19 protein-coding genes, 1 tRNA gene and 1 other annotated feature are annotated in these 23637 nt (G+C 48.6%); of the genes, 18 read left to right on the top strand and 2 right to left on the bottom strand.

Annotated features, from left to right (window positions below; translation table 11 throughout):
• The first annotated feature begins 99 nt into the window (after positions 1-99).
• A complete protein-coding gene (locus H9Q78_RS02340; RefSeq protein WP_249303395.1) occupies positions 100-1425 on the top strand; it encodes a hemolysin family protein in 1326 nt (441 codons plus the stop codon).
• A gap of 58 nt (positions 1426-1483) precedes the next feature.
• Here the strand turns inward: H9Q78_RS02340 and H9Q78_RS02335 are convergent.
• A tRNA-Thr gene (locus H9Q78_RS02335) sits at positions 1484-1556 on the bottom strand.
• A 267-nt stretch (positions 1557-1823) separates the two neighbouring features.
• Here H9Q78_RS02335 and H9Q78_RS02330 point away from each other — a divergent pair.
• The 3 genes from H9Q78_RS02330 to H9Q78_RS02320 all read left to right on the top strand — a co-directional run bounded on the left by H9Q78_RS02330 (position 1824) and on the right by H9Q78_RS02320 (position 7812).
• Positions 1824-3107, top strand: a complete 1284-nt coding sequence (locus tag H9Q78_RS02330) for a galactokinase (RefSeq protein ID WP_249303393.1) — start codon at positions 1824-1826, stop codon at positions 3105-3107.
• A gap of 96 nt (positions 3108-3203) precedes the next feature.
• Positions 3204-3439 (top strand) — a binding site (T-box leader).
• Positions 3440-3491: 52 nt separating this feature from the next.
• Positions 3492-5909: a leucine--tRNA ligase gene (gene leuS, locus H9Q78_RS02325; protein ID WP_249303392.1), complete on the top strand. Its 2418-nt coding sequence runs from the start codon at positions 3492-3494 to the stop codon at positions 5907-5909.
• A 205-nt stretch (positions 5910-6114) separates the two neighbouring features.
• Positions 6115-7812, top strand: a complete 1698-nt coding sequence (locus H9Q78_RS02320) for a phosphoenolpyruvate carboxykinase (ATP) (protein ID WP_249303391.1) — start codon at positions 6115-6117, stop codon at positions 7810-7812.
• 108 nt (positions 7813-7920) lie between these two features.
• On the opposite strand, the gene H9Q78_RS02315 is transcribed toward H9Q78_RS02320, so the two are convergent.
• The gene (locus H9Q78_RS02315) at positions 7921-8808 is read right to left on the bottom strand and encodes a LysR family transcriptional regulator (RefSeq protein WP_249303390.1); all 888 of its coding nucleotides are present in this window, start codon (positions 8806-8808) and stop codon (positions 7921-7923) included.
• 170 nt (positions 8809-8978) lie between these two features.
• Between H9Q78_RS02315 and H9Q78_RS02310 the strand changes: the two genes are divergently transcribed.
• The 14 genes from H9Q78_RS02310 to H9Q78_RS02245 all read left to right on the top strand — a co-directional run bounded on the left by H9Q78_RS02310 (position 8979) and on the right by H9Q78_RS02245 (position 23635).
• Entirely contained in the window at positions 8979-10238 is a 1260-nt protein-coding gene (locus H9Q78_RS02310) for a cation:proton antiporter (protein ID WP_249303389.1), read from the top strand.
• Positions 10239-10648: 410 nt separating this feature from the next.
• A complete protein-coding gene (locus tag H9Q78_RS02305) occupies positions 10649-11803 on the top strand; it encodes a 2-oxoacid:acceptor oxidoreductase subunit alpha (RefSeq protein ID WP_249303388.1) in 1155 nt (384 codons plus the stop codon).
• Position 11804: 1 nt separating this feature from the next.
• Complete coding sequence (locus tag H9Q78_RS02300; protein WP_147596568.1) at positions 11805-12614, top strand: thiamine pyrophosphate-dependent enzyme; 810 nt, start codon at positions 11805-11807, stop codon at positions 12612-12614.
• A gap of 12 nt (positions 12615-12626) precedes the next feature.
• A complete protein-coding gene (locus H9Q78_RS02295; RefSeq protein ID WP_249303386.1) occupies positions 12627-13184 on the top strand; it encodes a 2-oxoacid:acceptor oxidoreductase family protein in 558 nt (185 codons plus the stop codon).
• 9 nt (positions 13185-13193) lie between these two features.
• Positions 13194-14315 carry an ATP-grasp domain-containing protein gene (locus H9Q78_RS02290; RefSeq protein ID WP_249303385.1) on the top strand — a complete coding sequence of 374 codons (1122 nt, stop codon included), beginning with the start codon at positions 13194-13196 and terminating at the stop codon, positions 14313-14315.
• 3 nt (positions 14316-14318) lie between these two features.
• On the top strand, positions 14319-15200 hold the full coding sequence (gene sucD, locus H9Q78_RS02285) for a succinate--CoA ligase subunit alpha (RefSeq protein WP_147596565.1): 882 nt from the start codon (positions 14319-14321) through the stop codon (positions 15198-15200).
• Positions 15201-15240: 40 nt separating this feature from the next.
• The gene (locus H9Q78_RS02280; RefSeq protein WP_147596564.1) at positions 15241-15450 is read left to right on the top strand and encodes a 4Fe-4S dicluster domain-containing protein; all 210 of its coding nucleotides are present in this window, start codon (positions 15241-15243) and stop codon (positions 15448-15450) included.
• A gap of 57 nt (positions 15451-15507) precedes the next feature.
• Complete coding sequence (gene cuyB, locus H9Q78_RS02275) at positions 15508-16218, top strand: cysteate racemase (RefSeq protein WP_249303383.1); 711 nt, start codon at positions 15508-15510, stop codon at positions 16216-16218.
• Between the two features lie 26 nt (positions 16219-16244).
• A complete protein-coding gene (locus tag H9Q78_RS02270) occupies positions 16245-17429 on the top strand; it encodes a pyridoxal phosphate-dependent aminotransferase (protein ID WP_249303382.1) in 1185 nt (394 codons plus the stop codon).
• Between the two features lie 3 nt (positions 17430-17432).
• Complete coding sequence (locus H9Q78_RS02265; protein WP_249303381.1) at positions 17433-18548, top strand: M20/M25/M40 family metallo-hydrolase; 1116 nt, start codon at positions 17433-17435, stop codon at positions 18546-18548.
• A 435-nt stretch (positions 18549-18983) separates the two neighbouring features.
• Positions 18984-19664: a GntR family transcriptional regulator gene (locus H9Q78_RS02260; RefSeq protein WP_249303380.1), complete on the top strand. Its 681-nt coding sequence runs from the start codon at positions 18984-18986 to the stop codon at positions 19662-19664.
• A gap of 323 nt (positions 19665-19987) precedes the next feature.
• Entirely contained in the window at positions 19988-21232 is a 1245-nt protein-coding gene (locus tag H9Q78_RS02255) for an Nramp family divalent metal transporter (protein WP_249303379.1), read from the top strand.
• Positions 21233-21304: 72 nt separating this feature from the next.
• On the top strand, positions 21305-22456 hold the full coding sequence (locus H9Q78_RS02250; protein WP_249303378.1) for a M20 family metallopeptidase: 1152 nt from the start codon (positions 21305-21307) through the stop codon (positions 22454-22456).
• A 69-nt stretch (positions 22457-22525) separates the two neighbouring features.
• Positions 22526-23635, top strand: a complete 1110-nt coding sequence (locus H9Q78_RS02245) for an aminotransferase class I/II-fold pyridoxal phosphate-dependent enzyme (RefSeq protein ID WP_249303377.1) — start codon at positions 22526-22528, stop codon at positions 23633-23635.
• Positions 23636-23637: the final 2 nt, after the last annotated feature.

Raw genomic sequence — 23637 nt, 5'->3', positions numbered from 1 at the left:
GGCGTGGTCTGTATCCGTAACAGCGGGTACGGGCTGTGCCTTTTTGTGTTCTGAAAACTGCAGGGCCGTGGCCCGAAATTACAGGATAAGGAGATTGCTATGATAGGACCGATTCTTTTACAAATTGTATTGATATTTTTAAATGCTACCTTTGCCAGTGCGGAGATAGCCGTTATCTCCATGAATGAGACAAAGCTTAAAAAGCTGGCGGATGAAGGGAATAAACGGGCGGGAAAGCTGGCGGCTCTGACGGAGCAGCCGGCCCGTTTCCTGGCTACGATACAGGTGGCGATCACTCTGGCGGGGCTTCTAGGCAGCGCCTTTGCGGCGGAAAATTTCGCGGGACCGCTGGTGACGGTTCTAATGGATATGGGAGTCACGGTACCGGAAAATGTTCTCAAATCCGTGTCCGTCTTTTTGATCACACTGGTTTTGGCGTACTTTAATCTGGTGTTCGGAGAACTGGTCCCTAAGCGGATCGCAATGAAAAAATCAGAGGAGACCGCTCTTGGCATGGCCGGGACTCTCAGCTTCGTATCTAAGGTCTTTGCTCCACTGGTGTTTCTTTTGACGGCCTCTACTAACGGGATACTCCGCCTTATGGGCATTGATCCGGACGAAGATGACGAGAAGGTGACAGAAGAGGAAATCCGGATGCTTTTGATGGCCGGGAATGAACAGGGGACGATCGATGCGGATGAAAATGAGATCATTCAGAACGTATTTAAGTTCGATGATATCACTGTGGGGCAGATCTGCACTCATCGTGTAGAGGTGACCTCTCTGCTGCTGGCGGACAGTATGGAAGAATGGGAACGGATCATCCATGAGAGCCGCCATACCCATTACCCAGTCTGCGGAGAAAGCCGGGATGACATATTGGGAGTTCTGGACACAAAAGATTATTTCCGCCTTCCGGAAAGAACGAAGGAAGCCGTGATGGAGAAGGCGGTCGACGGGGCGTATTTTATTCCGGAGGCCATGAAAGCGAATGTCCTTTTCCGGAATATGAAAAAGACCAGGACTTACTTTGCTGTGATTATTGATGAGTACGGAGGCATGGCGGGGATCATCACACTCCACGATCTGATGGAGGCATTGGTTGGTGATCTTTATGAGCTGGAAGAGCCGGAACAGCCGGAGGATATTCAGAATATCGGAGAAGGGCAGTGGCAGATACAAGGATGTGCGGATCTGGATGAAGTGGCAGAGACGCTCGGCGTCCGGCTGCCCACAGATGTATACGATACCTACAATGGATTTCTGTTCGGGGTGATCGGCCGCGTCCCGGGCGACGGAGAAACGTTTACATGCCGGTATGACAGGATGAAGATAGAGGTACATACTGTAGTGAATCACAGGATTTGTGATACGACAGTGACTCTTCTTCCGTCGGCTGAAGAAGCAGGAGAGCCGGGCGTTTAAATCCCCGGACCTGCTTTATTGCAACAAAAAAGAACCTGATGAATATCAGGTTCTTTTAAGCTGACGAGCGGACTCGAACCGCCGACCTCCTCATTACCAATGAGGTGCGCTACCGCCTGTGCCACGTCAGCACTTTTCCGCTTTTCTAAGCGGCAACATGAATAATATACTATAGAAGTTACGGCTTGTCAACTACCATTTTCGTCAAAATATTATTTCTTATATTCTTTGAGTAACTGAATTATTTTACACAGATTCTAAACAATTACCCCCACCGGAGTTGAATTGATTTTTGCCGAAACAAAAAATAATGGATGTATTTTAGAAAAGGATTTAGTAAAATAATGACAGCGGATATGGATTTCTGCCGCTGTTTGCACATGGATGGGAGGCTGAGCATGAAACAAATGGAAACACTTATGGAGGAGCTGCGAAAGGGCCTGTATGACGGGCGCCTGAAGGAAATTTACATGGATGACTCTGTACTTATATATCAAAGAGAACGGTATATAAGAGCGCTGAGAAATTATCAAAAGCTGTTTGACGGGGAACAGGCAGCGGTCTATAGTGTACCGGGCAGAAGTGAAGTGGGCGGAAATCATACGGACCATCAGTGCGGAGTCGTATTGGCGGCTTCTGTCAATCTGGATATCATAGCTGTGGCGGGACGAAGCTGTGACAGAAGAATTCGAATGGTTTCAGAGGGTTATGGCGAAATCAGGGTGGATTTATCGGACTTGTCCAAAAAAGAGGAAGAGGAAGGGACGCCGGCCGGCCTGATCCGCGGAGTGGTGTCAGGACTCAGATCAGGAGGGTTCCAGCTGGAGCAGGGATTTGACGCATACGTGACAAGCGATATTCCAATTGGAGCCGGTCTGTCATCTTCAGCAGCCTTTGGAGTGATGGCGGGCACGATCATTTCCGGTCTGTTCCATGACGAAAAGATCAGTTCTTTGGAAATCGCCAGAGCCGCCCAGTATGCGGAGAACACTTATTTTGGAAAACCCTGCGGCCTGATGGATCAGATGGCCTGTTCAGAAGGCGGATTGAGCCGGATTGATTTTAAAGATCCGATGTTGCCGGAAATGAGAAAAATACAAGAGGACTTTGAAACGCATCATTATCACATGTGTATTGTGGATACGAAAGGCTCTCATACCGATTTGACAGAGGAATATGCCCTGATTCCGGAGGAAATGAAATCAGTTTCTGAATACATGGGAAAAAAGGTGCTGCGAGAGGTTGATAAAGGGGAATTTTTCAGAAGGCTTCCAGAGATCCGAAAAGCGGCCGGGGACAGAGCAGTCCTTCGGGCTATTCATTTCTTTGGGGAAAATGAGCGCGCGGGAGCGGAGGCAGATGCTCTTTCGGAAGGGCGGTTTGCGGATTTTCTGGAGTTGGTGAAAGTATCTGGGAATTCATCTTATAAATATCTGCAGAATATCTATACGTGTAAAAGCCCGCGGGAACAGGGCCTGGCCATAGGCTTGGCAGTCAGCGAGGACATCCTCGGCTCCCGCGGCGTCAGCAGGGTGCATGGAGGCGGGTTTGCCGGAACCATCCAGGCTTTTGTTCCGGATGATCTTGTAAATCGATACAGGAAAGTCATGAACAGTATTTTTGGCGAGGGCTCCTGTCATGTTCTGAAGGTGCGGCTATATGGAGGCATTCGGGTATTATAAGGAAGGTGCTTTCGGATATTGCAGGGAGTTTGGCCCGGCCCGGGGTATGGGAGCTTGACAAAAGCCTTTCCTGCGGGTATAATATCCGATGATATGGAAAGAACGTAGAAGAGAGAGAGTAAGGCTCCATAAGGCTTCAGAGAGCCGCCGGATGGTGTGAGGCGGTGCCTGATGTGTCTGAACTGGTCTCGGAGTTCCGCAGCAGAACACTTATCTCATTGTGGGATAATGCAAGTAAGCGGCGGCGGGCCTTCCCGTTATAGAAGCGATGAGTGCACAGCAGTCTGGCTGTGAAGTAGAGTGGTACCGCGAACAGGCCCTTCGTCTCTATAGAGACGAGGGGCTTTTAATTATTAATAAAACGGAGAAAGGATGTATCATATCATGGCTGTCCCTTATAATCATAAGGAAATTGAAAAGAAGTGGACCAAAAAATGGGCGGAGGACCCGGTCAATGTAAATGACGGGAAGAAACCGAAATATTACTGTCTGGATATGTTCCCTTATCCTTCTGGGAACGGACTTCATGTGGGGCATTGGAGAGGCTATGTGATCTCTGATGTCTGGAGCCGGTATAAGATGCTGAAAGGATATTATATCATCCATCCCATGGGATGGGACGCGTTTGGGCTCCCGGCTGAAAACTATGCGATCAAGATGGGAGAGCATCCGGCGAAATCCACGGCTGACAATATCGATCACATCAGAGAACAGATCAAGCAGATCGCTGCTGTTTATGACTGGGACATGGAAGTGAACACCACGGATCCTTCCTTCTATAAATGGACTCAGTGGATTTTCGTCAAGATGTTCAAGGCGGGGCTTGCATATGAAAAAGAGATGCCGATCAATTGGTGTCCGTCCTGTAAGACCGGGCTTGCCAACGAAGAAGTAGTGAACGGATGCTGCGAACGGTGCGGCGCTCCGGTAACCAAGAAAAATCTGAAGCAGTGGATGCTCAAGATCACCGCTTATGCGGACAGACTGCTGGACGACCTTGACAAGCTGGACTGGCCGGAAAAGGTCAAGAAGATGCAGACAGACTGGATTGGAAAATCCTATGGCGCCGAGATCGATTTCCAGGTGGACGGAAAAGAGGAAAGCATCAAGGTATACACCACCCGTCCGGATACGTTATACGGAGCTACCTTCATGGTGCTGGCTCCGGAGCATGCCATGGCGGCCGGACTCGCAGCTCCTGAGAGAAAAAAAGAGGTGGAGGACTATATATACCAGGCTTCCATGAAATCCAATGTGGACCGTCTCCAGGATAAAGAAAAGACTGGTGTGTTTACAGGAAGCTATGCGGTGAACCCGATCAATGGGGCAAAGGTCCCCATTTGGCTGTCTGACTATGTACTGGCAGACTACGGGACCGGCGCTATCATGTGTGTGCCCGCCCATGATGACAGAGATTTTGAGTTCGCAAAGAAATTTGATATACCGATCATTCAGGTGATCTCACCGGACGGAAACGAAAATCCTGACCTTAAAGAGGCATATGTGAACCCCGGCGTCATGATCAATTCCGGAGAGTTCAATGGAATGAGCTCAGAAGAAGCCAAAGCGAAGGTTCCGGACATCATGGAAGAAAGGGGACTGGGTAAGAAGACCACTCAGTATAAACTGCGTGACTGGGTATTCTCCAGGCAGCGCTACTGGGGAGAGCCGATCCCCATCATTCACTGTGACCACTGCGGGTGCGTTCCTGTGCCGGAAGAGGAGCTTCCTCTGCTCCTGCCCGAGGTGGAATCCTATCAGCCTACCGGTACGGGAGAATCTCCTCTGGCGGCGATCGACGAATGGGTGAACACCACCTGTCCTGTCTGTGGACGGCCCGCCAAGAGAGAGACCAATACGATGCCCCAGTGGGCAGGGTCCTCCTGGTATTTCCTCCGCTACGTGGACAATAAGAACAGCGAGGAGCTTGTCTCCAGAGAGAAAGCAGATAAATATCTTCCGGTCGATATGTATATCGGCGGCGTAGAGCACGCGGTGCTCCACCTTCTGTACTCCAGATTTTATACGAAGTTTCTCCATGATATCGGCGCAGTGGACTTTGACGAGCCCTTTAAAAAGCTTTTCAACCAGGGCATGATCACCGGAAAGAACGGCATCAAGATGAGCAAGTCCAAGGGCAATGTGGTATCGCCGGATGACCTGGTGCGCGACTACGGATGTGATTCCCTGAGAATGTATGAGCTGTTTGTGGGGCCCCCGGAATTGGATTCGGAATGGGATGAGAGAGGAATCGACGGTGTGAACCGTTTCCTCAACCGTTTCTGGAACATGGTCATGGACAGCAAAGATTCTGGCATGGCGTCTACGAAGGAGACAGAAAAGCTCCGCCATAAAATGATATATGACATTACCAGCCGTTTGGAAAGCTTCAGTCTCAATACGGTCATAAGCGGTTTCATGGAATATAACAATAAGATGATCGAGATGGCCAAAAAGAACGGCGGCATGGATAAAGAGACCCTGGAAACGGCAGTCACGCTTTTAGCCCCCTTCGCCCCCCATATCTGTGAAGAGCTTTGGAGCCAGCTGGGACATGAGACCAGTGTCTTTGACAGCAGCAATACCTGGCCGGAATACGATGAAAGTAAAATGGCAGATGATGAAAAAGAAATTGCCGTGCAGCTGAACGGCAAGACAAGATGCGTCATCACCCTGCCGGTGGATATGGAAAAGGAAGCGGCTTTGGAAGCGGGACGGAAAGCCCTGGGAAATAAGCTGACAGGAAGTATCATTAAAGAGATTTATGTACCCGGAAGGATCATCAATATCGTGGCTAAGTGATGGAAAATTCTGTAACCTGTACCGTATGGGGAAGCGCCGTAGCGATGTGAGCGACAACGATTAGACGGTACTATAAAAATTCTTTATAAACAGGAAAGAATAAATTGATAAATAATCAACAGAAAATTCATTGACTTTTGTCAGATAAAATGAGATAATAAAGCAGATTTCGATTTTACTTAATTTTATAAAGGAGGAACAAGGAATGGCAACAAAAGCATATTATCCTATTTCTGAAATTGGCAAGGGTAAAGTTGGTTTTTCCAAAACCCGTGCTATCGTTGAAGCCGCATTTTACGGCAACAACGTAGTAAAGGTAAATACCCTGAAAGAGGCTTACAAGCTGGCTAAGAATTCACCTGGAACCATTGTGACAGACATGCCGGTATATAGAGCAGAAGAAATCGGCCTTGACAGTGACGCCAAAGTTCTTTTATTCAACGATGGCGCAATCACAGGGCGTTACGCAGCGGCACGCCGGATCGCAGGCGAGCCTGGAGTAGACTGTGAAGCACTTGATAAGGTGGCGATGGACGCTGTCTACGATTCCCGGTGGAAAAAAATGTACCATGCAGAGGTATATGTAGGACTCGATCCTGAATTCATGGTAAAAGCACATCTTCTGCTTCCCGAAGGAGAAGAGAACATCATGTATTCCTGGATGTTAAACTTCCAGTACATGTCAGATGAGTACGTAAAGATGTATAAGAACTCCAAAGCAGTAGGAGACGGAAAAGAAGCTGATATCTATATCTTCTCCGATCCCCAGTGGAGCCCCGTGGACCATCCCGGCGTAAACTTTGACTGCTTGAGCGATCCCGCAAAGAAAACTCTTTGCTACTTCAATACAGATACCAACTGTGCGTGCATCCTGGGTATGAGATACTTCGGCGAGCACAAGAAGGGTACTCTGACCATGGCATGGGCTATCGCGAACCGCAATGGATACGCTTCCTGCCACGGCGGACAGAAGGAATATACACTGGCGGACGGCAGCAAGTATGTAGCTTCTGTATTCGGCCTGTCAGGTTCCGGAAAATCCACTCTGACTCATGCAAAGCATGACGGAAAATACGGTGTTACCGTGCTTCATGACGATGCGTTCATCATCAATACCGATACCTGCGCGTCTGTAGCTCTGGAGCCCGCTTATTTTGACAAGACTGCTGATTATCCTACCGGCTGCCCTGACAATAAATATCTGCTGACAGTTCAGAACTGCTCCGCAACTCTGGATGAGGACGGCAAGATTCAGCTGGTGACAGAAGATATCCGTAACGGCAACGGACGTGCCATCAAGTCCAAACTGTGGTCTCCGAACCGTGTGGACAAGGTGGATTCTCCTGTGAATTCCATCTTCTGGATTATGAAAGATCCCACCATTCCGCCGGTAGTAAAGCTGAAAGGTTCCGCTCTGGCTTCCGTAATGGGCGCAACTCTGGCGACAAAGAGATCTTCTGCAGAGAGACTGGCTCCCGGCGTAGATCCCAACAAGCTGGTCGTAGTTCCTTATGCGAATCCCTTCAGGACCTATCCTCTGGTAAACGACTATGAGAAGTTCAAGAAGCTGGTTGAAGAGAAGAATGTAGACTGCTACATTATCAACACCGGTGATTTCATGGGCAAGAAAGTACAGCCCAAGGATACGATCGGCATTCTGGAGAAGATTGTAGAAGGCAAAGCAGAATTCAAGAAATGGGGACCTTTCTCTGATATTGAGATCATGGATTGGGAAGGCTTTGTTCCGGACCTGAATGATGCCGATTACCTGGCACAGTTGAAAGCGCGTATGCAGGATCGTGTAAACGAAGTTTCCGCATTTGCTACAGAGAAGGGCGGATACGACGCACTTCCTGAAGAAGCTCTGGAAGCTCTGAAGAAGGTAGTCAGCGAGCTTAACTGATTATATACCAGTTCGCTTTGAGTAAGATAGTGAAATGAACGCCGTCTGCGGCCATGCGGCTGCAGACGGCGTTTTTGTATTATAAAAATTTTTAAATGATTGTCCGGATTAGTATAATGTATTGTAGATGCGCTGAAAATCCTCCAGGATCTGCATATGAGAAAAGTCCGGCTGATATATCATATGGATTTCCCGGACCATGCTGCCGTTTTCAATGGGAAGGACTGCCAGGCGGCCCTGACGGATATCCTCGCGGCAGGCGGACCGGGCGATGATGGATACGCCGAAATTCTGAGCCACCAGTTCTTTAGTCATGGCCAGATTGTCCAATTCCATGACGATGTTGAAATTTTGGATGGACTCTCTTTGACTCCATAGAAAATTCTCAAAAAGCATCCTGGTCCCGGCAGTCTGGGGACGGAGGATCAGCTTCTCATCCTTGATTTCTTCCAATCGGATTTCCTGGCGCTTGGCAAACGGATGCTCCAGGGACACGGCCAAGCACAGATAATCGGTGTCCAGAAGGACAGAAGGAAATCGGTTGTTGGGCAGAATGCCTTCCACAAAGGCGAGATCCAGTTCATAGAGAGCCATTTTGCGATAAAGATTATTTATAGTGTCTGTATGAATTTTTATATGTGTTTCCGGATGATCGTCGCAGTACCGGGCTATTACCCGGGGCATCATATTCTCCCCGGCGGTCTGAGTGATGCCGATGGTGAGATGGGTGCTTTGTTTCCAGCTGTCTTCAATGGAACGGCGTACATCCTGATCGATGGCTGCCATGCGTTTGGCATATTTTAAAAGGATTTCTCCCTCCGCTGTCATGATCAGGGACTTTTTGTCCTTCTTGAAAATGGTGACCGTATAATCCTTCTCCAGTGTCCGGATGTGATGGCTGACAGCTGGCTGGGTCAGGGATAATTCCCTGGCGGCGGCCGTAAAACTTCCGGTTTCCGCTACTTTTAAAAGGGTATATACTTTAGAATCTAACATGCAATTACCTCCCCCGGTTACAAGTTATAAATAATATTTATGAATTGCAAGGAAAATATAATTTGATTATAGCAAAGTGCTATTTTATAATCAATATATCATAAAAATATTTTATAGACTGAAACGGAGGGGCCGAATAAAATAAATAAAAAATGACGGGGGTGATTGCAATGATGTTGCTCAGCATGATTGAAAATGATTCTGTGCGCGTGATTCTTTCTTTGGCGATTATGGTATCTGCGGGGTTGATATTCACAGCCGTTACAAGAAGGATCCATTTACCAGATGTGACCGGTTACATCCTGGCGGGGGTGGCGATCGGACCATATGCGCTCCATCTGATACCAGATGGGATTGCAGATCATATGGGATTCGTCGCAGATGTGGCACTGGCTTTTATCGCATTCGGGGTGGGACGGTATTTTAAGTGGTCGGTGCTGAAGAAAAACGGAAAAAAAGTGGTGATAATCACTGCGATGGAAGCGCTGATGGCGGGACTTGTCATTACGCTCGCCATGCTCTATATTTTTCATCTGTCTCTTCCTTTTTCTCTTCTCTTGGGGGCGATCGGATCGGCCACGGCTCCTGCTTCTACGATCATGACCATACGGCAGTATAAGGCAAAGGGAGAATTTGTGAATACGATACTCCAGGTGGTAGCGCTGGATGATGCGGTGGCTCTTTTGGCGTTCAGCGCATGTACGGCTGTTGTGAGTGCTTCGGAGGGGAACGGAGCGGGCGTATGGTTTGTACTGAAACCCATCCTGCTCAATATTGGGGCGTTGGCTCTGGGAGCATTTTTCGGTCTGGTCCTTCATTGGCTGGTGGACAGAGAGAAGAACCGGGAGCGGAGGATTATCCTGCTTATCGGTCTGGTGCTTATACTGACCGGCTTCTGTTCTTCCTTTGATATTTCGCCGCTTCTATCCTGTATGGTGATGGGAACGGTATATATCAATGTGGGCGGCTCAAAAAAGACTTTTACTCAGCTGAACCATTTCACTCCCGCGGTCTTCCTTTTGTTCTTTGTGAATTCGGGGATGCGGCTGAATGTGCCGATGTTAAAGACAGCCGGGATTATAGGAGTAAGCTATTTTTTCATCAGGATAGTCGGAAAGTACATAGGAGCGTATCTGGGAGCGCGGTTCACAGGGGCGGCGGCGGAGATCCGGCGTTATCTGGGGCTGGCCCTGATACCGCAGGCCGGGGTGTCCATCGGACTTTCTGTGCTGGCAGAACGTATGCTGCCTGAAAAGCTTGGGATGCTGTTATCTACGATTATTTTATCTTCCAGTATTCTTTATGAGCTGACGGGTCCGGCCTGTGCGAAAGCCAGTTTGTTCCTTGCGGGAGCGATACCGGGCAGGAGAAAAGGGACGGGCAGGGAAACGCTGCCGGATACTGAGGGTAAAAAAACAGAAGAGAAGTGAAGTTTTTTGGATTTATTTTTCTTGTCAAATGGGGTAAGATGTGATATATTAAGAAAAGCAGAAAGAGCAAAGGCGCAGCTTTTATGAAGTTGTGCCTTTTTGCGTTGGAGAAAAGCAGCGCTGGGATTCCACATTTTTAAAATTTTCAGTGCATGTACTAAGAAGCAGCCCACAAGAATATCATTAAGTAGAAAAAAGCTGTTTTTGTGAAATATCACATTGGGTTCAATTGTGCAATAATCCGATATTAGGTGAATGTGCATAATATTGAGAAGGGAGAGAGGGTTTTGTAAGACTTTTTTTAAAAGATATGGTAAAGTGCTTGACGACGCTTTGTCGACAATATATAATGGACAAAAAGGGAGCTATCGAAGGGGAACGTACCCGATAGCGTAGAAAGGAGAACAAATATGCCAATCGTAAAAGCATCAAAGGATCGTGTAAAAACCGGCGTGCATTTCATGCTGGGGAATTACGCACTTGTGGAAGGCGCCATCAGTGCCGGATGTAATTTCTTTGGCGGGTATCCCATCACACCTGCTAATGAAATCTCTGAGAGGATGTCACAGAGGCTGCCGGAAGTAGGAGGTAAGTTTGTACAAGGTGAAGATGAGCTTTTCTCTATCTTTGCGTGTACAGGTGCTTCTCTGGCAGGCGGCAAGGTCATGACCGCTACCGCAAGCGCAGGCTTCAACTACATGCAGGAGGGACTTGGGTATGCTTATACCATAGAAGCTCCTCTGGTGGTTGCGGACGTTCAGAGGTGCCGTGGTGAGAACTATGCCAGCCAGGCGGACGTATATCAGATGAGATACGGCGCCAGCGGCGATTATGAAGCCATCGTAGTATGTCCTTCTTCCGTTCAGGAGCTTTATGATTATACGATCTGGGCTTTCAACCTGGCAGAAGAGTACCGCAATCCGGTTGTAGTGATGTCCGAGACGACGATCGCTCTGATGAGAGAACGTCTCGATATTCCCGAAGCTTCTCAGATTGACTTATTTAATAGAAACTACACGACTCTTTCTCCGGAAGAATATCAGCCTTTTGCGGCTCCTGAATTTGGATGCCCTGATGCTGCGCCTTTAGGAAAAGGATATCAGACCATCTATTCCCTGAACCCTCATGATGAAAAGGGAAGCATCGATTGGGATCCTGATGTATTTGATAAGCTGTATAAGAGAATCTGCGGCAAGGTCCGTGAAAACGCGGATAAAATCTGCCGTACTGAGAGCTTCATGATGGACGACGCAGAATATGCGATCATTGCATATGGCAGTGAGGTACGTCCTTCTATCGAAGCTGCCGAGATGGCAAGAGAGAGCGGTATCAAAGTTGGCGTTCTTAAGCTCTGCAATGTATGGCCGGTTCCGGAAAAAGCTATCGCAGAAGTGTCAAAAAATGTATCAAAGATTTTTGCGGTCGAGATGAACATGGGCAAATATGTCAATGAGATCACACGGGTTGCAGCAGGCCGCTGTGAAGTGATTCCCGTAACCAAGAATTTGGGCTTGGTACATACCGGATACGAGATTCTCGAAGATATTAAGAAGGGGGTTAAATAAGATGAGTGAGCTGAAGATCAATCCCAGAAGAAAATATTTAAGACCGGAAAAGCTTCCGCACTTTTTCTGCTCCGGCTGCGGCTGCGGCCAGGCGCTGAATTATTATATGCAGGCTCTGGAAGAGCTGGATATGGACCCCCGGTACATGATACATATAGCAGGTGTCGGCTGTACGGCCAGAGTGCCCGTATATATTAAGACGGATATGTTCCATGGCGTTCATGGAAGGACTCTTGCATGGGCAACCGGCGTGAAGATGATGCAGCCGGATACTCCCGTGGTCATTTTCGCAGGCGACGGCGATATTGCGTCCATCGGCGGCAACCATCTGATCCATGCAGCCAGAAGAAACCTGGATGTGACTGTAGTGATGGTCAATAACATGAACTTTGCCATGACCGGCGGCCAGGTGGCTCCTACCACTCCGGAAAAGGCACGTACCATGACGACTCCTTATGGCAGCGCGGAACCCAGATTTGACGTATGCGCGCTTGCCCAGGCAGCAGGCGCCACCCATGTGGAACGCTGGACGACGGCACAGCCTGCCCAGTGTAAAAAAGCAATGGAACGCGCGCTGCAGCACAAAGGCTTCTCTTTGATCGAGATTGTTTCCCAGTGCCCGACCCACTTCGGCCGATACGCACTGAAGACCGGCGACCCCAATGCTGTCATCGCCTGGATCAAAGAGCATACCTATACTGATGCGCAGGCGAAGAAGATGTCTCCGGAGGAACTGGAAGGCAAGCTTCGCTGCGGCCAATATATCTGCGTTGAGAAGCCTATCTATGAAGGCACCAACGAATTAATGTAAGGAGGAGAAGAAATGGTTACATATCCGCAGAGAATTACCTTATGTGGCTTTGGTGGACAGGGAATCATTTTGTCCGCAGTTATTTTAGGGACGACCGCCGTGACAAAGGGCGATTTATATGCAGTACAGACTCAGTCCTATGGTTCTGAGGCCCGTGGCGGCCAGTGCCAGTCTGAGCTGATCATCGACAAGAAGGCCATCAATTCTCCTGTTGCAGAAAAGAAGAACCTTTTGGTTGCCATGTTCCAGACCGCGTATGAGAAATATATTCCTACTCTGGAGGATGACGGCGTTCTCGTGATCGATCCTGGCCTGGTGACAAAGATCACACGCCCTATTAAGACTACATTTGAAGTTCCCGCTACGCAGATCGCAGTGGATTTGGGAAATCGTATGGCGGCGAACATGGTCATGTTAGGATTCCTGAGTGAGTCATTGGGCATCATCAAGAGGGAAGACCTCCTGGATGTTGTGAAAGATACTGTAAACCCCAGATTTGTAGAGCTCAACTTCAAGGCAGTGGAAGCGGGCATCGCTTATGCCAAGGAGCACGATCTTTACCATAAATAAGGAGCGGTCATGAATTTATTCGAATATGAAGGCAAGCAGATGATGCGGGAATATGGGATTCCCGTGCCGGAAAGCCACCTGATTACCGCAGAGGATGCACCTGCTCCCATGGCTTATCCTTTCGTACTGAAGGCTCAGGTCATGACTGGCGGCAGAGGCAAGGCCGGCGGCGTAAAAGTCTGCGAGAACGAAGCGGATTATAAAAAATATGCCCATGATATCCTGAATATGGAGATTAAAGGACATAAGGTGCACGGCCTTTTGGCGGAACAGATGATGAAAGCCGAGAAAGAGCTTTATCTTTCCATCACCCTTCAGGGTGTAGCGAAGCCTACGCTGATCGCCAGCCGTATGGGCGGCATGGATATTGAGGCGGTCTCCAGGGATAATCCTGAGGAGATCGTGAAGATGGAGATTGACCCTTTTACAGGGCTTAAGGGCTATCAGCTCAAATATCTGGCAAAGAAGCTTCAGGTGGAGGACAAAAAAGATTTGTTCGCCATGGTGTCCAAGGTTCAGGATGCTTTTTTCAAGGCCGGCGCGATGCTGGTGGAGATCAATCCTCTGGGCCTGGTGGACGGCAAACTGGTAGCGATGGATTCAAAGTTTGTCATTGACGGCCATGCGCGCCATATGCAGGCAAAGATGGATGAGCTGGAAGCGGCAAGACAGGAACTCCATGCGTATGAGACTCCTTTTAAGGAGGAGACTACGATCACGTATGTTCCTCTTGACGGAGATCTGGGCCTGATTTCCGACGGAGCAGGCACAGGCATGCTGACACTGGATCTTCTGAACGACGCAGGCGGGCATGTGGCCAGCTTCTGTGAGCTGGGCGGCATGACCACCGAAGAAGTTATGTACCGCGCTATGGATCTGACTCTGACCGGACATCCGGAGATCAAAGGCGTGATCATCGTCCTGATCGGCGGATTCAACCGTATGGACAATATGGCCCTCGGAATCACGAAATATGTGAAAGAGCATAATGTGAAGATTCCTATTTATACGAGAATGTGCGGAACGATGGAAGAGGTGGGCCTTGAGACCATGAAGCAGGCAGGTATGCCTACTTATAATATCCTGACTGACACCGTTAAAGAATTTGTGCATGAAGTAGAGGGGGTGTAGGGAATGTCTATATTGATCAATAAGGATTCAAAGGTCCTGGTACAGGCAATTACGGGAAAATCCGGTTCCCTGCAGACCAAGGTCATGCTGGAGGCCGGAACGAATATCGTGGCCGGCGTTACTCCCGGAAAGAGCGGACAGGAGGTATATGGCGTTCCCGTATACGATTACATAGCGGAAGCGAAGGCAGAGCATGATTTTGATACGGTCATCAGCTTTGTTCCTCCTGCATTTGCAAAGGATTCCTGCTTTGAGGCAATTGACGCGGGCATAAAGGTGCTGGTTCTGACCACAGAGGAGATTGCTCTCCACGATGTGGTGGAGATCATCGCCTATGCAAAGGCCCATGATACCATCCTGGTGGGACCCGGCTGCGCCGGTGTGATCGCCCCGGGCGTATGTAAAGTGGGAGCTCATCCTATTCGGTTCTTTAAGAAAGGACATGTCGGCGTAGTATCTAAGAGCGGCGCTTTGTCTTATGAGATCGGAAAGACCCTTACGGATGCGGGAATCGGTCAGTCCAGCGTTGTCGCCATCGGCGGCGGCCCGATCTGGGGATTCACACAGGCGGATGCCGTGGCGCTGTATGACAAGGATCCGGATACGGATGTGATCGTGCTCTTAGGCGAGATCGGCGGCGGTTCTGAAGAGGATGCGGCCGCATATATCAAAGCGAACGTGAAGAAGCCTGTAGTATCTCTGATCGTGGGACGGAACGCCCCTCAGGGCAAGAGCCTTGGCCATGCCGGCGCTATTGTCAGCGGAAACGTTGGTACGGCAAAGACAAAGATCGCGGCTTTGGAAGATGCCGGCGTACATGTGGTGAAAAACCCTGTGGAAATGGTGGAGACCATTCGCTCATTGATGGATACAGAACGTATGTGATGCGGTTGTACAGGATTCTAAAAGAAAGAGAGGAATTACCATGGCGGTATATATTGATAAGGAGCTTTGCAAAAGCTGCAAGATCTGCATAAATATCTGTCCCAAGGATGTGTTTGAGATTACACATCATGTGAACAAAAAGGGATATAACTACGTGGAAGCTGCCAGAGAAGAGGCATGTATCCAGTGCGGCCAGTGCGAAACGTCCTGTCCGGATTTTGTCATCCATATTGAAAAGGATGAAAAATAATCTCAAAAAAGAGATCAGAATAAACAAAGATACTATTTGGGAAGGAAGGCGGCCGGTATGAAGAAGACCATTGGCATTGTAGGCGGCATGGGCCCTTTGGCTACATGCGACCTGTTTCGGAAAATCGTGGAGATTACCGACGCGGGCAGCGACCAGGAGCATGTACGTGTATGTATTGACAGCAATACAGAAATCTCTGACAGGACGGCGGCCATATTGAGCGGAGGAAAAAATCCTGTGCCCGAAATGGTGAAAAGTTCCGTCAGGCTTCAGGGAATGGGAGCGGATGTGCTCATCATGCCCTGTAATACGGCCCATTATTTTTACGATCAGATTACTCCTTATGTGGACGTACCGTTTCTCAATATGCTGGAGGAGACTGCCAGAGAGATCAAAAGACGGGGTATCCGGACGGTAGGGCTTTTAGCCACTGACGGCACCGTTCAGTCGGGGGTCTACAAAAAGGCGTTTGACGCCGAGGGGATTCGGATGCTGCTGCCTTCTCCCGAAAATCAGAAGCACGTCATGGATGTGATCTATAAAGGCGTAAAAGCCGGGAACATGTCCATTGATTTGACAGGTTTTTACGGAACCATGGAAGCGCTGTTTGAAAGCGGTGCGGAAGTGCTTGTCCTGGGCTGTACGGAGCTTCCGGTTGCCTTTGACCTGTTCCATATCGAGAAGCCCAACATTGACCCTACCCTTGTCCTGGCGGCGGCGGCGGTACGTTTCACTGGGGCGAAGGTAAAAGAAGAGATAGGATATTAAGAATCTGGAATAAGAGGAGGATTGTCATGTTAAGTAAAATTGCTCAGAATATCACCCCGTCCGCGACCTGTGAGCTGGAAGGCGTTGTATCCGATATGAAGGCGGCAGGTGTCGACGTCATCGGACTGAATGCCGGAGAGCCGGACTTTGATACTCCCGAAAATATCCGGGATGCCTGCAAAAAGGCGCTGGACGAAGGAAAGACAAGATATATCAACGTACCTGGTATCCCTGCCCTTAGAAAGGCGATTTGTGAGAAATTAAAAAGAGACAATGGCGTTGAGTACACTCCCGCCCAGATTTGTGTATCCACAGGTGCGAAACAGGCGCTTAATAATGCCATTATGGCCGTGGTGAACGCAGGCGACGAGGTAATCATTCCCATGCCCGGTTGGGTAAGCTATGTAGAAATCGTGAAACTGGTTGGAGCAGTTCCTGTGTGTGTAGACACAAAGGAAGATTTCCAGCTGGATTTAGATGCAATTGAAAAAGCAATCACCCCCAAAACAGCAGCTATCATGATCAATACGCCGAATAATCCCACAGGCGCTGTCTATACGAGAGAGAGCCTGGAGAAATTAGCGGAATTGGCCATTAAACACGATTTCTATATCGTTTCAGATGAGGTTTATGAGAAACTTATCTATAACGGGAAAAAGCATGAGTGTGTGGCTTCCTTCTCAGAAGGCGCATACAATCATACGGTCATCATCAACGGCATGTCCAAAGCGTTTGCAATGACTGGGTGGAGATGCGGATACACGGCGGCGCCGGCAGATATTGCGGCAGGCATCAGCGCGATCCAGGGCCATACGACCTCCAACAGCACCACCTTCGTACAGTGGGCTTCTCTGGAAGCTCTGGAAAAGAATGACGGGACCATCAAGGAAATGGTGGGAGAATATGCCAAGAGGAAGGATTACACCTATGGCAGGCTGACCGGCATGGAAGGAATCACCTGTGCAAATGTGGACGGCGCTTTCTATCTGCTTCCCGATGTAAGCTATTATTTCGGAAAGAAATATGACGGCAAGGAGATCAAGGATTCCTTTGACTTCTGCAGCTATATCCTGGAAAAAGCCCACGTGGCCATCGTGCCTGGCGGCGCTTTCAACGCGCCCAACTGTGTGAGGATCGCGTATACCAATTCTATGCCTAAGATTCAGGAGGGCCTTGACAGGCTGGAGAAAGCTTTGAAAGAACTGAATTAATTCATGGAACAGATTATAACAGAGTTTTTGGAGCTGGTAAAGCTGGGCGGCGCTTCACGGGATGAGAGAGCTGTTGCGGATTATATGGCTGAAAAGCTTGAAGCTTTGGGCTGCACTGTTACGGAAGACGATGCGGGAAAGAAAACAGGGGGCAATACAGGCAATCTGATTGCCCGCCTGCCCGGGGAGCTGCCGGGGTGCCTGATGCTGTCAGCTCATATGGACCGGGTGAGCAATGGATATCATATAAAACCGTCCATAACAGAAGAGGGAGAGATCGTATCGGATGGTACGACGATTCTGGGGGCCGATAATGTCTCTGGCTTAGTAGTCATCTTAGATGCCCTGAGAAGGCTTAAAAACAGCGGAAAAAAGCATTCGGAGCTGGAAATCGTATTATCTATTTGCGAGGAAGACGGAATCTTGGGTGCGCGGTTATTGGATCCTTCACTTTTGAAGTCTGATATGTGCTTTATCTTTGACAGCACTGGTCCCCTGGGACAGGTTGATACGAAACGTCCTTACAAGGCTATGATCGATATTGAGGTCATAGGGAAGCGTTCCCATGGCGGAAGCCCGGAAAAGGGTATCAATGCCATTAAGGCGGCATGCAATATGCTGGCCGGTATCCGGGAAGGCCGCCTGGATGAGGAGACTACATCTAACCTGGGCGTGTTCCACGGAGGCCCTAAGGAGCCGGGGACTGTCTGTAACTATGTCCAAGTACGGTGCGAGGCCAGAAGCGTCCAGAAACAGAAGCTTATGGATTATCTTGCGTATTTCGAGGACTACTGCAAAGAGCACATCAAGGGGAGCGGAGCGGAGCTTAAATTCCGGTACGAGATTCAGCATGGAAACTATTGCTATACCGAAGAGGATGAGATCGTCCGCATTGCTGTCGGCGAGCTGAAAGCCATGGATATAGAACCGAAGCTGTCTCTGACTATGGAAGGCTGCGATGGAAATATTTATTGTGCCCATGGGATTCCCTGCATCAGCTTTGGCATGGGGAATGCAAATGCCCATTCGCTGAATGAAAAGGCGGATGTGCAGGAACTCGTTCGTTCCGGTGAACTGGCGGAACGTCTGGTTCTGGCATATAGTGCTGAACATGCCTGATAAAGGCTAAAAAATCAATGATTAACGAGGATGCTGTTTTCTCAGGAGAACGGCGTCCTTGTTTATTTTAGAACAGACCGTCCTTGTGAAAAATGAAAAATAGGATATGAAAATATAAATATTTGTTTTATTTGTCTAAAACGCACAAATATGTTGACAAGTCGTTGGCATTTATATTAAAATTAGTAATAATAACAGTAGGCATGAGATACCGGAGGAGGATACTAAAAACCGGAAAGGGGATAGTATCTTTTTTATAAATTTCTAATTGTAGACAATTGACGATATACAATAAATAAGAAGGTAGCAGGGTTTTCAGGACCAGGCTGTCGGATAGAGTACCAAAGCGAGGCGCTTGGTTCGTTGGACGGGCTCCTTAAAAGGAAGCGTAGTGAGAAATTGTGCGGTACAAAATTCAAACTGGAGGTTGAACATATGGCAGCGTCTGATTTTGGCTCCAATCCGTCTTTAAAACAGTTAGTCTATGATAATTTAAAGGAGCGCATCATAAATGGAGATCTGAGGCCGGGAACCCGTCTGAGGGAAGAAGATCTGTCGGCGGAAATGAACATCAGCCGCGCTCCCATCCGGGAGGCACTGAATATGCTGGAACGGGATGGATTTACTACGATCGTGCCAAGGAAAGGAGCAATCGTGGCGGAGGTGATGAAGGAGGATATCCTGTATATTTGGGAGATGCGGGCGCTTTTGGAGCCTTATGCCGCTAAAATGTCCACGATGGATATTCCGGAAGAGAAGATCGCGGAGGCGAAACGGAGTCTATTCAAGGTCATGGACCATCCGGGCGACCTGGCTCAGTATGTCAATTCGGATTTGGAAGTGCACGAGATGATGGTGGATTACCTGTCCAACCGATTTTTAAAGAGTATCCTCCAGAATATGAAAGCTCATTCCCTCAGGCTCCGATGGGCGGCAGAATATGATAATGAGGAGACTCAGGAGTCCATAGTGGAGGATGCCACCAGGGAGCATTTGGATATTATTTATGCTTTTGAAAAACGGGATGAGAATCTGGTATACCGCACTGTGCAGAAGCATGTGGAGAACAGCGCGGAGCGCTTGCTCGGCGCCAAGTACGTAAATTACAGGAACTAGGCGGAAGAGACAGGAGGTTTGGAAAAATAAGGCAGAATTCCTCTGGATATACTTGACAAATTCTGTGAATTATCTTAAAATGACTGTAATATCAGTAGGTCCGATTTTTACAACTAAATATATGCATGGTAAAGGAGCCATTCGCAAATCAGTCGAGCGGGGTATGTTGATTTGTAATGGCTTTTTTTATAAAAGAGGGGAATTGTATACAATCTTCAATATACAACCTGTTTTTTCCGGCGCAGATATTTGGGAAAATCAGTAATGGGAAGCTGAGAAAACGGTCAGGCTGGTAAGTATGCCAAAATTAAGGAGGAAGTAGTATGAATGAAAAGAAACTGACGTTCAAAGACTATGCAAAAGCCCTGGGGCCCGGTGCAATCATGTCTGCCGCCATTATCGGCCCGGGCACGGTGACGACCGCGTCCACTCAGGGGGCGAATTATGGCTATACGGCACTTTGGATTTTGCTGTTGGCCTGCCTTATCGCTTATTTTTTCCAGGAACCTGCGACAAGGATCTCCATCGGCTGTAAAGAATCCGTGATGGTAGGCGTGAGAGAGTACATAAGCCCCGGAGTGGCAAAATTCCTGTGGGTTGTGCTTTTTGTAGGCAGCATTGCTTTCCAGGCAGGGAACTTAAGCGGCGCTTCCATGGCCCTTACGTATTTCTTCCCCGGGACCACCAATCTGCTTTGGGCGATCATCATGTCTGTGCTGGCACTGGTGATTGTACTTTTGAACCGTTACAAAATTATTGAGGGCGTAAACCAGATTCTAATTATTTTGATGGTCCTGGCTTTCGTGCTCACCGCATGTACCTCCGGACCGAATATCGGAGATATGTTCACAGAAGGGTTTTCCTTTAAGATTCCCGGCGGCAATGCGATATTGGCGGTGTCTTTGCTGGCTACCACCGTTACCCCGAACCTGGTCCTTGGATATTCTTCTTTCCTGAGAAAGAAATATCCCGATTCCAAATCACCGAAAAATGATATCAAGCTGGCTAAGGCTGACTTAGGCCTTAATATGTTTATTACGTTCCTGATCACCGGCGCGATCATCGTTTGTGCTGGAACCCTGCTTCATCCCAAGGGAATCCAGATTTCTTCTGCAGCCGATATGGCACAGCAGCTGACTCCTCTGCTCGGAAGATTTGCAGGCATCTTTTTCTCATTGGGCCTGTGGGCGGCCGCTATCTCTTCCGTGCTCTATCAAATTTCAATCCACAATATGCTGTTCCCGCCTGCATTTGAGCTGGATGAAAATCCGAAGGCAAAGCATAATGTCATCATCACTTGTTTGGTAGTGTTGATTCCCATTATCCTGATCGTGATCTTCGGCTCTTCCCCGGTACAGCTGATCATCGCCGCTCAGGCGCTGAATGGTATTGCCCTTCCCATGGTGTGTATCATCAGCTGGATATTGTGCAACAAGAAATCGCTGCTTGGAGATTTTGTGAATAATCTGAGACAGAACATCATCATGGGTATCGTGACAGCGCTGACTCTGCTGTTTGCGATCAACGCGCTTTACAGTGTTATACAGAAAGTGATCGCGATGTTCTGATGACTGCGTGCGGCATTTAGAGACTTGGATAGAATGAAATTGAAGAATGATTTGATGTGAAGGGAGATATATATGTATCAGAAGATTTTGGACATTGTAAAATCTCACGAAGACGAGATGATCGATCTGCTCGCCCAGATGGTCAAAATACCCAGCGTGAGCGGAAATGAGGCGGAACTGGCAAAATTCATCACCGAATACTGCGGCAAGCTTGGATTTGAAAGCGAGATCGACCGTCATGGCAACGTACTGGTCCTGGTGAAGGGCAGCAAGCCTGGAAAGAGGATTGCTTACAACAACCATCTGGACACAGTTCCGGTGGGAGAAGGCTGGACGAAGGACCCTTTCGGAGCGGAGATCATAGACGGTAAAATGTATGGACGCGGCTCTACAGACTGCAAATGCGGGATGGCAGCTCAGATTACGGCGGCCAGAGCGCTGGTGGAGTCCGGCATTGAATTCGCTGGTGAGATCGCGCTGATGTATGCGGTTGATGAAGAAGTGCAGGATATTAGCCGCAAAGGTACCCTTAAGATGCTGAAGGACGGCTTCACTGCGGATATGTGTATCAATGGAGAGGATGTTGACCTCCACTGCTGTCTGGTATGCGAGGGCATGCTGGAAGTTAAGATCACCACGATGGGCGTGGGCGCCCATGGCGCTACCGCGTTCAAGGGTGTGAATGCGATTGGCATGATGTGCAGAATCTATGATGAGATCATGAAAATCGTTCCCGGAGAGAATAAATATGTAAAGGGTTCCATAAACCCTGGCGTGATTTCCGGAGGAGAGCGATCCAGTGTTGTGCCTGACCGGTGCGAGATGAAGGTTTCCAGGTTTACGGTTCCCGGTGAGACAGGCGCCATGTTCCTTGGACAGGTAAATGATATCATTGCCAAGCTTAAGGCAGAGGATCCCACCTTTGATGCAGTGGCGGAGCTGACCTATGACAGCAATCCTTCTGAGGTTTCCGAAGAAGCTGAGGTTGTGCAGGCTGTTGTAAAGGCTCATGAGATGCTGGGGAAAGAGTGCCCGTTCTATGGGACCCCTCAGCATGATGACGCCGATTTCATGACCAACTACTCCGGTATTCCCACGGTGCTTTACGGGCCGGGTACGGGCCTGAAAGCACATATGCCCGATGAATATGTGATCCTGGATGAAGTGAGAGAAGCCGCGCAGGTCTATGCGCTGGTGAATTACAACGTATTGGCAGAAAAATAAAGTCGCAGGTACTAACGGGGAAGCCGGCCGGCTTCCCCTCCTGTGCTTTGAAAAGTAAGGAGGGAGACCATGTTAATCGGTGGATTTTACCACGTGGATCCGGAGCTTTTACAAAAAGAGCCGGAGAAGGAAGATTTGGAGCTCCGGTGTGATACGGAAGGGAAATATAACAGAAAGATTTATACGGGAAACGGGCGCACGGCGTCTTCTTATATATTTTTAAACGCCCTGCATCTTACAGAAGAGGATGTGATTCTTCTGCCGGATTATCTTTGTGTATCCGTCATCAATTCTCTGGAAGTGTGTAAAGCGCAGTTCCGCTTTTACCGGGTGAAGAAGGATCTGACGGCGGACATGGAGGACTTGCGGAGTAAGGTGGATGAAAAGGTAAAAGTTCTGTATGTAATCCATTATTTCGGAGTGCCGCAGCCCAAAGCGGTTGTGGATGAAATGCTCCGCATCAGCGAAGAAAATCATCTGGTGATCGTGGAGGATCTGACCCAGACACTTTATACAAAGGAGGCGGGCCGGATTGGGTTCGGAGATTACCTGGTGGCCAGCACGAGGAAATGGATGCCGGTTACAGACGGCGGCATCTTGGCGGTAAAGGACGGAGTGGAATGTCCCATGGTGCCGCTTGAGAACGCTTATGACGAAGCGGTATATAAACAGCTGCTGATTTCCATTATGCGGGATTATTATGATAACCATCCAGGTAAAGATATCTCTTATTACCTGCAGCTGGAAAAAGAAGCAAACAAAGCCCGTTACCTGGATTTTACACCCAGGGGGATGACAGAGCTCACCAGCCGCATCCTGTTCAACATGGATCACAAAAAATCCATGAGGAAGCGCAGGGAAAACTATATGTATCTTTATCATCAGCTGAAGGATGTGGAAGGCCTTAAACTGGCCGGAGAACCTTTGGATGAAGAAGGAAAGTATGTTCCTTTTGGGTTTGTCGTGCTGGTGGAGAAACGGCAGGAATTCTATCGGTATCTGGCGGACAACGGAATCATCGGAGAGATTCAGTGGATTCTTCCGGAGGAGTATTACGTTCCGGGAGAAGACGCTAAATATCTATCGGACCACAACGTCATGCTTCAATGTGACCAGCGTTACGGCGAAGAAGAAATGGCGTTTGTAGTAAATACAATAAAAAAATATTTTAGGAGGTAGAG

The sequence above is a fragment of the Qiania dongpingensis genome, assembly GCF_014337195.1.
GTDB classification, from domain to species: Bacteria; Bacillota; Clostridia; order Lachnospirales; family Lachnospiraceae; genus Lientehia; species Lientehia dongpingensis.
The sequence above is the reverse complement of the archived record's forward strand: the minus strand, read 5'-3'. Positions and strand labels throughout refer to the sequence as shown.

What these genes read in the sequence shown, in the direction of transcription:
- H9Q78_RS02340 (WP_249303395.1), top strand. Translation starts at nt 100, where the DNA reads ATGATAGGACCGATTCTTTTACAAATTGTATTGATATTTTTAAATGCT.
- H9Q78_RS02330 (WP_249303393.1), top strand. Translation starts at nt 1,824, where the DNA reads ATGAAACAAATGGAAACACTTATGGAGGAGCTGCGAAAGGGCCTGTAT.
- leuS (WP_249303392.1), top strand. Translation starts at nt 3,492, where the DNA reads ATGGCTGTCCCTTATAATCATAAGGAAATTGAAAAGAAGTGGACCAAA.
- H9Q78_RS02320 (WP_249303391.1), top strand. Translation starts at nt 6,115, where the DNA reads ATGGCAACAAAAGCATATTATCCTATTTCTGAAATTGGCAAGGGTAAA.
- H9Q78_RS02315 (WP_249303390.1), bottom strand. Translation starts at nt 8,808, where the DNA reads ATGTTAGATTCTAAAGTATATACCCTTTTAAAAGTAGCGGAAACCGGA.
- H9Q78_RS02310 (WP_249303389.1), top strand. Translation starts at nt 8,979, where the DNA reads ATGATGTTGCTCAGCATGATTGAAAATGATTCTGTGCGCGTGATTCTT.
- H9Q78_RS02305 (WP_249303388.1), top strand. Translation starts at nt 10,649, where the DNA reads ATGCCAATCGTAAAAGCATCAAAGGATCGTGTAAAAACCGGCGTGCAT.
- H9Q78_RS02300 (WP_147596568.1), top strand. Translation starts at nt 11,805, where the DNA reads ATGAGTGAGCTGAAGATCAATCCCAGAAGAAAATATTTAAGACCGGAA.
- H9Q78_RS02295 (WP_249303386.1), top strand. Translation starts at nt 12,627, where the DNA reads ATGGTTACATATCCGCAGAGAATTACCTTATGTGGCTTTGGTGGACAG.
- H9Q78_RS02290 (WP_249303385.1), top strand. Translation starts at nt 13,194, where the DNA reads ATGAATTTATTCGAATATGAAGGCAAGCAGATGATGCGGGAATATGGG.
- sucD (WP_147596565.1), top strand. Translation starts at nt 14,319, where the DNA reads ATGTCTATATTGATCAATAAGGATTCAAAGGTCCTGGTACAGGCAATT.
- H9Q78_RS02280 (WP_147596564.1), top strand. Translation starts at nt 15,241, where the DNA reads ATGGCGGTATATATTGATAAGGAGCTTTGCAAAAGCTGCAAGATCTGC.
- cuyB (WP_249303383.1), top strand. Translation starts at nt 15,508, where the DNA reads ATGAAGAAGACCATTGGCATTGTAGGCGGCATGGGCCCTTTGGCTACA.
- H9Q78_RS02270 (WP_249303382.1), top strand. Translation starts at nt 16,245, where the DNA reads ATGTTAAGTAAAATTGCTCAGAATATCACCCCGTCCGCGACCTGTGAG.
- H9Q78_RS02265 (WP_249303381.1), top strand. Translation starts at nt 17,433, where the DNA reads ATGGAACAGATTATAACAGAGTTTTTGGAGCTGGTAAAGCTGGGCGGC.
- H9Q78_RS02260 (WP_249303380.1), top strand. Translation starts at nt 18,984, where the DNA reads ATGGCAGCGTCTGATTTTGGCTCCAATCCGTCTTTAAAACAGTTAGTC.
- H9Q78_RS02255 (WP_249303379.1), top strand. Translation starts at nt 19,988, where the DNA reads ATGAATGAAAAGAAACTGACGTTCAAAGACTATGCAAAAGCCCTGGGG.
- H9Q78_RS02250 (WP_249303378.1), top strand. Translation starts at nt 21,305, where the DNA reads ATGTATCAGAAGATTTTGGACATTGTAAAATCTCACGAAGACGAGATG.
- H9Q78_RS02245 (WP_249303377.1), top strand. Translation starts at nt 22,526, where the DNA reads ATGTTAATCGGTGGATTTTACCACGTGGATCCGGAGCTTTTACAAAAA.